This is a genomic window from Enterococcus silesiacus (assembly GCF_001886225.1).
Taxonomy (GTDB): Bacteria; Bacillota; Bacilli; order Lactobacillales; family Enterococcaceae; genus Enterococcus_L; species Enterococcus_L silesiacus.
Genome location: NZ_JXLC01000009.1, coordinates 88556 through 100722 on the forward strand (window position 1 = coordinate 88556; position 12167 = coordinate 100722).

A 12167-nucleotide genomic window follows, 5' to 3' on the forward strand; every position below is an offset into this window, starting at 1 on the left:
TATACTTATAATAATCGGAAATCGTTTCATAAAAACGTCATCTTTTTTTTTATTTCAAAAATAAATGAAAGTTTTTATCAAATCCCTAGTCATATCAATAAAAAAGCCAAAAATAAAAGAGCAACTCTTTTTATTTTTGGCCTTTCTATTCAATTCATCTTTTATTATGCAACGCTCGAATTTTCATTCTGATTTGATTGATATCATAAGTTGAGCCCAGTTCTGATAACACATAAACCTCTTTTACAGAACGATAAACATTCGGCTTCATAACATTTGTGATCATCAAATCATACTTTTTTTTAGAATCAAACGGTTCGATCTTTAAGCCATTTAAATTTTTCAAACTCAAAACTAACACCTGAGTCATCACCTCTTTGTATAAGTGATCCATCTTTAAATCAATGCCAATACGTGTCTCACCAACGATTTCAAAATCAATAATTGCCAGTACACTAAGATATTTCACCAATGACCATTCATGCAAGCTATTGCCTTGTTCATAGTACTCATCAAAGCATTCTAAACTTTTATCCAACAGAACACGAGAAAAATCAGCCAACTGATGACCGGAAAGGTTCTGTTCCTTTTGCCAAATATTCTCACGATCAAACAATTCTAACTCACCTTTGAAAAAATACAGCCGACTATGAATTTGGGAAAAATAATAGAAGATCTTTTTCTCCAGCTCCGGGAAAAATTTTTGCGGACGATAATATAAAATCACATGCTCCAGAACGAACGTATCGGCTAAGGATGTCGGTGTGCGCCTGCCTCGAATCAAACTATAATCAGCAAAATCTGACTCAGCTAAAACGGACATACTTGTTAAAAAAATAAAGTGCAGCAAACTCTCTTCTTCATCGATTTCAATCGGATAACGGCTAAAAAAACGCAAAACAAAAGAGCGTAATGTTTTAAAAAAAGGATCTTGTTCGTATACCTGACTTTTACTGTATAATTCTTTAAATTGTTTCGGTTGCACTACGATTCTTTTTTTACTAATCGTCAGCCATAAACTAATCTTCAATTTTCCATGTTCCTCAAAAGAAAGAGACAATGCTTTTTCTAGCGCTTCAATGATTCGAGAATTTTGAACGGTCAGTGTTTTTCCCCGATGTACTTCATAAGGCGTCAAAAACCAATAAATTTGAAAATAAAAATAACGAATTTGTAATTCTTCACCTTTTAGTTGCCCATTGCGAATTTTAAGATCAAACTCTTTCAATAGCAAATTCAACTCTTTGATTTTTCGAAATAACGACGACTCACTGATCATAAATTTGGTTGTCAGCTGAGCAATCGTAAATTCCCGATAATGAAATAAATAATCAATCAACTGAAACTTGATCGATGCTCTTACATAATCATCTACAACTTTACTAACCGAAAATTGATCGGACATATGGATTGCTACCCATTGTCCATCATAAAACAGCGAACAGTCTTGCTCATACGGTTTCAAGTAATAACCTAACTCCTTTAAATCACTTTCAAAAGAAGCTTTTGATACCCCTAAATAGTCCAATAACTCAACATCCTTGATCCGACCGCCAGCTAAAATCACCTTTTTCAAAATGCCAACTTCTCTAGCTTCCTTTCTATCTAATAACGCTTCAATTTTCATCTGTTTCACTCCACAAACCTTCAAAACCTAACTGGTTCGTGATATCGATCACGTTGGAATAATATGGATGATATAAAAAATCTTTCTGATAAAACGTTTCTAGCGTTTGCCCCATTTGAATCCCAAGTGCTAATGTGTTGATTTTTTCCAGGATATCCGCTTTTGAGACTAATTGTGCCCCTAAAAGTTTATGGCTCTCTTTTTCAAAAATAATTTTACCAAAAATTGTTTCGCTTCCAGAAAATAAGGAACTTTTTTGCTGAACATGAGCAATGGAAATTGATTGTTCATAAAATGCTCCCTCGGCTTCCGTCAGTCCTGTGCTTGCCACATAATGATCAACAAGTTTCGTACCAATCGTACGTATTGAACCCACAAATGGGGTGGTGAGTTCAATAAGATTTTGAGCCACAACCAATCCTGTTCTGACCGCGTTATTCACCAAAGGGATATAAAACGATTCCTCAGATAAACTATAAGGCACTTGAATGCAATCACCTATCGCAAAAATATCCGCTTGAGACGTTTGCAAATAATCATTCACAAAAATGGTTTGATCGGTGTGCCGTTTAATATGTTCGTCTAAATAGCGTAAATCTGGCCGCACATTCATTGCAAAAATCGCACTATCACAGAATAATTCAGACTTCTTTGTTTTAATCAAAAGACCTTCATCAATATCGATGACTTTTTCCACGGTTTCATCAAAATGAAAGACAACACCTCGAGCACTCATCTCTGCTTGTACAGGCTGGATCATCTCCTCATCAAAATACTTGAATAATAAATAATCCATGCGTTCAAAAAGATGCACTTCTTTGCCTTTTTTCAGCAATGTGTCAGCGGCTTCTCCACCAATTTGACCACCACCGATCAAGGCGACTTTGTCACTGTTTTCCAATTGTTCGATTGCTTGCCGTACACCTGGTAAAAACTTATATTTTAAAACCTTCTCCGAATCACTACCGATAATTTGCTGAGACCATTGACTAGAACCTGTCGCTAAAATCAATTTATCAAACGACATAAAAAAATCAGACCCGTCTTTTTCGTATTTAATGATATGCTGTTTTGAATCCATACTCACGACTTTAGCATTTAGTAGTAACGAAATTTCATTGTTTACTAATTCTTGTTCTGAAATAAATTGAGCCGTTTCAATTGGATCGATCATTTCATTAAAATAAAGATTGATGCCGCCAGGTAAATAACCGATCGTTCGCTGTTTATCGATCAATTGAATTTCAGCTTTTGGATGTTTTTTTCTGATCGCTAAAGCAGCTGATACTCCAGCAAATGAAGCCCCAATAATCACTACTTTCATAGTAAAAACCTTCCTTCTAACAAAGTAAACCGTTTTCTTAAAGAATAGCATACACATGCTCTTATCGCATAGAAATAAGCTGATTTGTTTACCTGTCTACAAAAAAATGATCTACCTACTCAGTATAAAATGAGTAAGCAGATCATCAGTCTACTATTAATTATCTTTCATAAAATCCTGAATTGCTTCAGCATTCTGTTGTTCATCAAGTTCGATGACACTTCCAGATTCTGTGTAATCATTAAAGTTCCATGATCCTTCTACCGGAACAGATAACGATTTTAATGGCTTCACGTTTCCAGAAAGGAAATCTTTCGCCAAATCAATCAATAAACTGGTTGGCACATTTGTATCGATTTTTCCAACCATTTTCCCTGCAACCTGAGGCAATTCCCAGACTGGAATCAAATCTTTAGACTGCTCAACTAAAGCATCCATTACTTGCTGTTGCCGTCTGATTCGACCAAAATCGCCTTCTTCATCCATTCTAAAACGAGCATACTGCAATAGGCTGTTACCATGCAAAGTTTGTTTTCCTTTTAGAATATCCACACCATCTAAGTTGATATCTTTTTCGGAATCGATCGTGACCCCTTTGGGATAAAGTTCATCGATAATATCACTGAACTCTTTAAAATCCATCACGACATAATAATTGATTGGTAAATCAAAATTCGTTTTCAGTACATCTTTAGTCATTTGTGCGCCGCCATATGCGTAGGCTGCGTTTATTTTATCTAGTCCGCCATCAGGAAATGTGACATAACTGTCTCTCATAATCGAAATCAATTTAGGCTGTTTGGTTTTCCCATCATAGTGCGCAACCATTAACGTATCTGAACGCCCTTGATCTTCATCATCATCTCTAGAGTCATTCCCTACAACCATGACCGTCAATTCTTTATCACTCGTTTGTTCATCACCAGTAAAGTTTTGATTCTTATTAGGAAGTTTTGATTCACTCTCTTCTTTGGCCGTTTGAAATGAAATAGCCGCATAACAGCCAACACTCACAGCCACCAGGAGAATCGTTAACAAGGTAATAATCATTATTTTTACAGATTTTTTCATTATTTATTCCTTTCTACACATAAAAGTTGGGTAGGTTACTCTAGCCCTTGAAACTAGGTAATTTCAAGGTTTCCTTGGATAAAAGAAAAATCCCTCACCAAGAACACTCAGCGAAGGGATTAGATTACAGGGTTAAATTTATGACATCTGCCATTTATTTTCAACTTACCTTGATCTTCTCTTCGTTGAGTTTTAGCACTATATAACGTAAAAAGCATTGCCTTTAGCTACTTTGAAAAACGCCTTAATTCGACGAATTTTGTCCTACCCGTACCTGTCTTTCGACATTTCTGAGCAGTAGCCTATGTTTATATAGGAGCCTCACCTAACAAGTATTTAATTCATTTTAAACTATAAGCGTATCGAATCACAAAGTCAAATTAAATTTTATCGAAACGATTCGCTTGACCAACTATGTTATTAAACAAAAATGACGCTACATTTAGCACTGCTGTGGCTACTTCAAACAATAACAAGACTTTTAACCTAAACAAATCTTTATACTTTCTTAAAACATCTATTTTAGATCAATTATCATGTTTAGATAGACATTCACCGCATTATCTGTTTCAATGTTTAAAAGACAAAGCACTTGGAGGTCACCCATGGAAAATTTTTTAGAAAAACAACAGGAATTTTTTTTCAATTTTTTGACTGATAGTATTGATAACTTTCTATTGGAGCAAACGGATGAAACATTTTATGCCTTTGCATTAGACTGTAATATTCATGAAGAAGGAGAAATAAACCTTTGTATCAACTCGGTCGATCTTTGGCAAGAAACAACGAATTATTATACAAATAAAGGCTCTAATGAATCCCAACTAAACGACATGAAATATAACGCTCGTGACTGGGATGAAGATCAACGGATCGCTTCACTTCATTTATTTGATGATTGGGTGGAAGACGATCAAGATATTGAGACTGTTCTTGAATGGCTTTGCCAACAAATCGTCCTCTTAACTGATAGCGAAACGTTTGAACGAATCAAGAAAACAGAAGACTTCAAGTTATTTGTTTACGATCATAACGAAAACAGCTCTGACTCACAAGAACGGTTTGAAAAGCTATCTACATCAGACTATTTTCAAGTAGACTAACCATAAAAATAAATTTTATGAGTTTTTCCCTCCTATTAACTGGCAGTTTTGTTTATAAAAAGCAGTGGCTGTGAAACAAAAATTCACTTTTGTTTCACAGCCTAAACTTAACCTGTTCTTTTGATCTTCTAAAAACTAAAAGCTAATTCTTCAATCTTAAAAAGAGTCACTAGAAGTTCATTGACTTTTTCTGCTAATTTATTTTCATCGATAATCTGATCTTTTGTTTCTATTTTTGCTGTATCATTTGAATAGGTCAGAAAATCATATTCTTCTTTAAGTGTCACTTGGTAATTTTCTTTTTTGTATAGTGTATAGTCATCAATAACATCCATCTCATATTCTCGTTTATAGCCATTTTTTAAAACAATCGCTGTTATCAAAGAATTGACAGTCAATGTTTCTAACGGAATCATTTGATCCTCGATCATCAACATATAATTTTCATCCTCAATAATTCCACAAGCATTACAGCCTCCATCTAATAAATTAACTGTTTTAGTAATTGTCGCTTTTTTCATTAGTACAGATCCTTTCTGATACTTTCATCATGTCTCATCCCATTATATCAAAAATCAGACTTCATAAAAAATATATTTTCTTTAGATAAATGCTTCCAATTATTAATATATTTTAAACATTATGAGAAATCACTCATATATATTTACTTTATATTTAGTTTGGATAATAATATAAGTAAGCTACTATTTATAAAACAGTAGTAAAAAAGAGGAGGTATTTTTTTATGAAACTTTTTAAAGGTATGATGGTTGCAGGTTTAGCAATCAGTTTATGTTCCGCTAGTTTGGCAGTGGTGTCAAGCCCAGCAGACGCAGCAACGGTGGTAGAATCAAATTACAATAAGACAATCACTTTATTTAATAAAGCAGATATCTTAGAGTACACTGGTTTATCATTAACTAGTTCAAATGTATCATCAGTTTACAATGAATTAGTTAAAGCAAGCACATGGGAAGCAGCTGGTTATAGTTCATCAGAAGCAGCTGTGATTGCAAGAGATTTCGGTAGAAACTACTACAAATCAGTAAACTTGTTACAAAAAATGACGTATCAAAAAGATTTACACCTTAAAGTTATCTTAATTACAAAAGGATATGTAAAAGCAGAATTTGGTTTACAATCTTACTATGTACCAGAAACTGAAACACCTGAAATTGACGTTCCTGAAGTTGATGTACCAGAAGTTGAGGTGCCTGAAACTGAAACACCAGAAGTTGACGTTCCTGAAATTGAGGTTCCAGCTGAGAAATCTGATTTGAAAAAATTAGAAATCCAAGTAACATATACGACTGGTCAACAAATCCAATTACAATATCAAGTAAATTCTAATGGTACTGTTAAAGCACAATACCAAGACAAATCAAACAAAGTTCAATTACAAGGTAGTGCTGCTGAAACAAAAATTGAAGGCATCATCGCTGGCTTAGATTTAAAAAATGGTAGCGAAAAAACAATCACTTCACACATTTTAAACAAATTAGGCCGTGGTGCAAGCTACAAACAATTCCAATACCAAGGTCAATTTAACGATAATACACAAGTTAAATTCAAACTAAAATAAGCAGTAAAATCATCAATCATCACAAATATAGCCCTCATTTTCTCTAGTCTAGAAAATGAGGGCTATTGTTTGTTCAATTTATTTTCTCTTTCGCCACAAAATATACGTTTGTATCAGCACTAGTAACGCTAATAAAATAACTATTAAAATCAACCACAAAGGAACCTTGTTTTCTACCTTAACTGCTTTATTTTCTTCATTGATAAGCTTCGCTTGCTCTCTTGTAATGTCAAACTCATTTTCAAATTCCCATCGCTTTCCATCTTGACTGATTTGGGTTTTACTAATATATTTTCCTGGTTGTAGTTGTCTTTTGATTGGTACAGGAAAATCCATTACTGAGTCTGGTGCCATTTCCAACGATTCTTTTTCTAGCTTGATTAAAGGCGTCTTCTCTCCTTTTTTTCGAATCATAATTTTTAGCGCCATCTTCTTTGAAATAGCAGCATTCTTATTACGAATTGAATGGATCACAGAAATTTTCTTCCCTTGTTTAGACTGCGCTACCTTTACTGAATTCATTTCATACTCAGGCAAAATTGTAGTATCCGTCTCATTCAACACGACGCCGACAACATAATGAAATCGTTGCTGAATGGTCACGTCTTTATTTTTCACTTCACTTTCAGGTAAGTTTTTCGTAAAACGTAATCCACCGACAACAACGCCATCATATTTTTCTTTTGGCATCTTCAAATGAAAACGTGCAATTTTTGTTTCGTACGGCTGTATAGAAATAGTTGTTTCTAGCACTTTGACCAGAGATTCAAAAGGATATTTTAAACTTTTATCTTTAATTCCTTTTAAGGTATAGTCAATCATTCCTTCTTCCGTTGTTGTTGCATTTATTGCACTGACTGAAACTGTGATCGGTGCATCTTCTGGATTCACTAATTTGACTTGTAGCTCTTGTTCTTCTTCTGGCAACATTTTTAAATCAAAATAAGATTTATTAATATCGACTTGATTCTGTGGAATCACTGCTTGTACATAAAAACTGTTTGTTTCATTACTTTTTTCTTGCGCTAAACCAATCTGTATAGTCAATAAAAATGATAAAAAAATAAGTCCAATCGAAAATAATGTATAAGTAAGCTTTGATTTATACCAACCTTTCATATAAATCACTCCTTTAATTTAATCAGAAAAAGAGAGCAGAATTAAGTACTACTCATCCACTCTCTTTAGATCACACTTTGATTCTATGGCGCATCCGCCAATGTCCAGTCGATCGTAGACGTATGTTTACCAAGGGTTGCCATTGCAGCTGGCACATCTAGTGTCACGCCTGTATTTTCAGCATCTGGCCAAGTAAACGTCCACGTTCCGGCTCCAGCACCAGCGGTAGCTGTTGCAAATGGGGACGCAGTTTCGGCACCACTTGTTAACTTAACGGTGTTAACAGGTGTTGGTGCGTCCGCATCACTATTTGTTCCAGCTTGTGTATTTTTAAAGTTCAAGCTAGCATTCGGTAAAGAAGCGGCAGCGGAACTATTTTTGAACCCATTTAATTTCCCGCTAAGTTTCCACCCTGCATTTGTTCCTCTAGCATCTGAAACAACAACATTGATCGCACCAGGATTTGTTGGGACGTATGAGGCATCATTCACTGAAATCGTCTGTGATGCATAGCTGATTGTAGAAACAGCTTCTAATGTTAATGCACCTGGCGTAAAAGTGACATCTAAATCAGTTGCCTTATTAATATCAGCAGCTGAAGCAGACTGTCCTAAAAAGAATGTACCAAAAACAACCGATAATAATAAAACTTTGGAACTAGTGATAAATAACGTTGAACTCTTCATTTTATACACCCTCTCTTTATTGATAAAGCTTATATTTATTTGGCACCGACAGAAACAATGATTCTACCGCTTGCTGCTGTTTCAGTGCCAAGTGTTGCCGCTGTATTAAAGGTGATCGACGTACCTGCTGCTAGCTGACGACCGGAAACATCTAGTGAAAATGTGCCATCTGCATTAACTGGTGTTTCTTCATAAACATTTCCTGGAAACCTCACTCTAACTTTAAATTGGGTCCCTTCTGGAGGATTCGTGATCTTAACTGACCCTTTGATTATTGCATCACCAACAAAAATTGGCGCTACAACTGGTGCAGGAACAACATAACCTTCTAAAGACGGAATCTTACCAACTGCAAAAACCACACTGTCACTTTCTTTGCCTTTCAACGATTGAGCATGTTCTGCAACGGTTACTAATCTTAGCGGATTGCCTTCTTTTAAGTTTTTATCTGCTACAGGAATCAAGAAAGTACCGTCATTTTCAATCGCTACTTTTCTTACAGAACCATCAGGAAACTGAACGTGCATAAATAATTTAGTCCCTCCTGGAACATTTGTTAATACAATTGAACCTGTGATAGCCTTACTTCCTTCGTTTACAGCTTTGAACTGTGGTTTTGGCACTTGATAGTTTTTCAACGGATCAACGATCACTTGTTTGACCTCAGGCTCACTGACTTTTGTTCGCTTACCATCACTCGCTTCAATTGTTACACTTAATCGGTCGTTGCCTTGCGGTTGATACTTATCAAAGGGAATCGTAAAGCTGCCATCTTCATTGAGTGAAGCAGTTAAATTCGTGCCATCAGGTAATGCCAGTTTAGCAGTAAAAGTCACACCACTTGGAACAGGTTGAGTTAGAGCAACACTACCACTAAGACTAGGTGCGCCTTCTAAAACATCACCAATCACTGGTTTTGTAACTACATAGTGTAAAAATGGATCCGCTACTACTTGTTTGATTTCCGGTTCGCTGACTTTTGTTTGTTTCCCGTTACTTGCTTCAACTACTACTTTTAATTGATCATTACTTTGTGGTTGATAGTCACCAAAGGGAATCGTAAAATCCCCATTTTCATCAATGGAACTTGTCAGGCTTGTTCCATCAGGCAACTCAACTTTTGCTTTAAATGTCACGCCGTCTGGTACTGGCTGAACGATTGCAACATTTCCAATAAGGCTAGTTCCGCCTTCTATAATATCCGCTACAATTGGTTTTGCGATTGGGTATTGAATAAACGGATCGGCTATTACTTGTTTGATTGTCGGCTCACTAACTTTGGTATATTTATCTACACTAGCCTCAATCACTATTTTTAGCTGATCATTCCCTTGAGGCTGATAGTCACCAAAGGGAATCCAAAATGTCCCGTCTTCATTGACCGTTTCAGATAGAATGGTTCCATTAGGCAATTCGACTTTTGCCTTAAATGTCACTCCTTCTGGGGTTGGCTTAGTAATCGCTACGCTTCCATTAAGACTTGTCATACCTTCTAAAATATCTTCAACAACCGGTTTTGCAACTGAATAATTCGCTAAAGGATCTTCTTCTACTTTATCGAAATATAGATTGATCGCATCTCCGTTTGCATGGATCGTATTTAGTAATTCTAAATCAATAACGGGTTTATTCACTGCCATTGCCGTTACCTTTGCCTTTTCAGCTGTTACATCAGAAACTTTCGTAGAAAAATTGAAATCAACATCACCAAGTACATTAGCCTGCAACGCTTGAGTTAACACATCCGATGTTCCATTGGCAATTTTCCCAACAAGGTCCAACAAACCATTAACAGCTGGCTTTAATAAATCAAGAACTGGATTTAAAATGGCTAGAAGTCCAGTGAATTTTAATCCAGCGACAGCTTCTTTCAGTGGATTAAACAATTTTGCATACGTCGTACGAACATATTGCCCTAATCCATCAGTGAAATCGACCATCACATATTTACCGTCTGGTGATAATTTTCCTTCAACTGTTGCTTGATAGCTGCCTAATTCTTGAAGGGAATTAAGTCCTTCAAATGCCTTTTCCAGAGAATCAAGTTGCAATCCCAATGGTTTTGCCAGCCCAAGTAGTCTCGTTACAAAACCCCCTACTTTCAAAACCAAATCTTTGACCACAGGAACGTCTCCTGGCACGATTGGAAGTAACTTAGCGCTAGCATTGATCAAAATCGGTCCATCGATTTTCCCACGTAATTCTTCAGGAATCGCAAAAACGATAACCTTTGGTGACACTAAACCAACATCTGCAACGGCAGTTCCTTTAAATGAAAGATCTAAATCATATGTAGAATCTGCATTTTTTTCCAACTTAACACCATCACTTATGACAGTTCCTTTGTTGGAAGACAACTGTGTCCCTTTTAAAATACTGATATCTGCTAAATCTGCTGTATTCGTCAACTCTACAGCATCTGCTTCAAACTGATTCCTATTCCCCAAAAAAACGAGCGAGCTCGGTGTTACTGCGGCTGTTAATAATACCAATGCCCCAGCTAACGTAATTGTAGCGCGATAATTCTTTTTCATGATTGCCTCCTTAATTTTAAAGCATAGCAAGGCTGATTCAGCTCTGCATAGCTAGGTAACATAAAGACTGAATAGCTTGTTCAATCTTTAAACTTGTTTATCTGCTTGTTTCTAGGTCGACCAATACAGACAATTAAGTAATATATGATTGCATTGTAAAGAATACTATCTAAATAATTTTATTTCAAATAATTGGATTGTAATTTTCGGTAAAAAATAGGTTTAAAGAATTAAAATCACACATCTCATTTACCTATATAAAATTTATTTTAAAATGCCCAGTTTTTTATAAAAAAATCAAGCATCCATTTCTTACTTTTTATTTGGCTATTCCTATATTTTTTCAAAATAGTCAAGCTAAAAAAAGTGAAGTCAGCTTTATTTATAAACGGAAAATACCAGTTTTCAAACAAATAAAATAACACTTACTTTTCTTATTATTTGCAAAAAAATCCACTCTTTTTTCTTTTCCCTTTTTAGGTAATTCTTATGACAAAATTGAATTGTTTATAAATTTGAAGATTGGAGGTTAGACAATGGACTATCAAGAAATACTTACATTTTGGTTTGAGGAATCTGAAGCTAGTCAGTGGTTTAAAAAGGATTTGGCTTTTGATAATCTTATCAAGGAAAGGTTTTCAGACATTCATAGGCAAGTGGCTCAAGGGGAAAAGTCAGCTTGGCGAAAAAATATTAACGGTCGATTAGCTGAAATTATTGTTTTAGATCAGTTTTCTCGTAACTTATTTAGAGGAAATGCACGTTCTTTTGCCTATGACGGTATGGCTTTAATTTTAACACAAGAAGCGATTGCAACAGGGAAGCTGGAGCATTTAACAACGGAACGGCGCGCATTTATCTACATGCCGCTAATGCATTCCGAATCTTTAGTTATTCATGAGGAAGCATTAAAACATTTTGCGGAAAAAGGATTAGAGCATAATCTTGCCTTTGAACTAAAACATCGTGAGATTTTAGCACGTTTTGGCCGTTATCCACATCGAAATGATCGTTTAGGTAGACACTCAACAGCAGAGGAAATTACCTTTTTAAAAGAACCAGGATCTTCGTTTTAGGGAACTATAAAAATAGGGAGGCAAACGGCTAATCGCTTGCTTCCC

Annotated in this window: 10 protein-coding genes and 1 riboswitch; of the genes, 3 read left to right on the plus strand and 7 right to left on the minus strand. The window is 35.5% G+C overall.

The window, feature by feature from the left end; translation table 11 throughout:
• Positions 1–154: 154 nt before the first annotated feature.
• The 3 genes from RV15_RS08100 to RV15_RS08110 form a co-directional block, all read right to left on the minus strand.
• Positions 155–1627 (minus strand): AcpB/EbpR/MafR family transcriptional regulator, encoded by a 1473-nt coding sequence (locus tag RV15_RS08100; protein ID WP_071877551.1) that lies wholly within the window; start codon positions 1625–1627, stop codon positions 155–157.
• On the minus strand, positions 1617–2951 hold the full coding sequence (locus RV15_RS08105) for an FAD-dependent oxidoreductase (protein ID WP_071877552.1): 1335 nt from the start codon (positions 2949–2951) through the stop codon (positions 1617–1619). The genes RV15_RS08100 and RV15_RS08105 overlap by 11 nt, the downstream gene beginning before the upstream one ends.
• 156 nt (positions 2952–3107) lie before the next feature.
• Positions 3108–4022, minus strand: coding sequence for an LCP family protein (locus RV15_RS08110; RefSeq protein ID WP_071877553.1), 915 nt, complete (start codon positions 4020–4022; stop codon positions 3108–3110).
• A 171-nt stretch (positions 4023–4193) separates the two neighbouring features.
• A riboswitch (M-box (ykoK) riboswitch) is annotated at positions 4194–4362 on the minus strand.
• Positions 4363–4627: 265 nt separating this feature from the next.
• Between RV15_RS08110 and RV15_RS08115 the strand changes: the two genes are divergently transcribed.
• The gene (locus tag RV15_RS08115) at positions 4628–5125 is read left to right on the plus strand and encodes a DUF4303 domain-containing protein (protein WP_071877554.1); all 498 of its coding nucleotides are present in this window, start codon (positions 4628–4630) and stop codon (positions 5123–5125) included.
• A 128-nt stretch (positions 5126–5253) separates the two neighbouring features.
• Here RV15_RS08115 and RV15_RS08120 read toward each other — a convergent pair whose 3' ends face one another.
• Entirely contained in the window at positions 5254–5646 is a 393-nt protein-coding gene (locus tag RV15_RS08120; protein WP_071877555.1) for a DUF4809 family protein, read from the minus strand.
• A 224-nt stretch (positions 5647–5870) separates the two neighbouring features.
• Here RV15_RS08120 and RV15_RS08125 point away from each other — a divergent pair, with 224 nt between their 5' ends.
• A complete protein-coding gene (locus RV15_RS08125; protein WP_071877556.1) occupies positions 5871–6707 on the plus strand; it encodes a YusW family protein in 837 nt (278 codons plus the stop codon).
• 78 nt (positions 6708–6785) lie between these two features.
• Here RV15_RS08125 and RV15_RS08130 read toward each other — a convergent pair whose 3' ends face one another.
• From RV15_RS08130 to RV15_RS08140, 3 genes are all read right to left on the minus strand, one after another.
• A complete protein-coding gene (locus RV15_RS08130; RefSeq protein ID WP_071877557.1) occupies positions 6786–7826 on the minus strand; it encodes a WxLIP family cell surface protein in 1041 nt (346 codons plus the stop codon).
• A gap of 83 nt (positions 7827–7909) precedes the next feature.
• Positions 7910–8512 carry a WxL domain-containing protein gene (locus tag RV15_RS08135; protein WP_071877558.1) on the minus strand — a complete coding sequence of 201 codons (603 nt, stop codon included), beginning with the start codon at positions 8510–8512 and terminating at the stop codon, positions 7910–7912.
• A gap of 35 nt (positions 8513–8547) precedes the next feature.
• The gene (locus RV15_RS08140; protein ID WP_071877559.1) at positions 8548–11046 is read right to left on the minus strand and encodes an adhesive domain-containing protein; all 2499 of its coding nucleotides are present in this window, start codon (positions 11044–11046) and stop codon (positions 8548–8550) included.
• 536 nt (positions 11047–11582) lie between these two features.
• Here RV15_RS08140 and RV15_RS08145 point away from each other — a divergent pair.
• The gene (locus RV15_RS08145) at positions 11583–12122 is read left to right on the plus strand and encodes a DUF924 family protein (RefSeq protein WP_071877560.1); all 540 of its coding nucleotides are present in this window, start codon (positions 11583–11585) and stop codon (positions 12120–12122) included.
• Positions 12123–12167 lie beyond the last annotated feature (45 nt).

Excerpts from the sequence above, each read along its gene's own strand:
- RV15_RS08140 (WP_071877559.1), bottom strand. The coding sequence starts at position 11,046 with ATGAAAAAGAATTATCGCGCTACAATTACGTTAGCTGGGGCATTGGTA.
- RV15_RS08115 (WP_071877554.1), top strand. The coding sequence starts at position 4,628 with ATGGAAAATTTTTTAGAAAAACAACAGGAATTTTTTTTCAATTTTTTG.
- RV15_RS08105 (WP_071877552.1), bottom strand. The coding sequence starts at position 2,951 with ATGAAAGTAGTGATTATTGGGGCTTCATTTGCTGGAGTATCAGCTGCT.
- RV15_RS08100 (WP_071877551.1), bottom strand. The coding sequence starts at position 1,627 with ATGAAAATTGAAGCGTTATTAGATAGAAAGGAAGCTAGAGAAGTTGGC.
- RV15_RS08110 (WP_071877553.1), bottom strand. The coding sequence starts at position 4,022 with ATGAAAAAATCTGTAAAAATAATGATTATTACCTTGTTAACGATTCTC.
- RV15_RS08125 (WP_071877556.1), top strand. The coding sequence starts at position 5,871 with ATGAAACTTTTTAAAGGTATGATGGTTGCAGGTTTAGCAATCAGTTTA.
- RV15_RS08120 (WP_071877555.1), bottom strand. The coding sequence starts at position 5,646 with ATGAAAAAAGCGACAATTACTAAAACAGTTAATTTATTAGATGGAGGC.
- RV15_RS08130 (WP_071877557.1), bottom strand. The coding sequence starts at position 7,826 with ATGAAAGGTTGGTATAAATCAAAGCTTACTTATACATTATTTTCGATT.
- RV15_RS08145 (WP_071877560.1), top strand. The coding sequence starts at position 11,583 with ATGGACTATCAAGAAATACTTACATTTTGGTTTGAGGAATCTGAAGCT.
- RV15_RS08135 (WP_071877558.1), bottom strand. The coding sequence starts at position 8,512 with ATGAAGAGTTCAACGTTATTTATCACTAGTTCCAAAGTTTTATTATTA.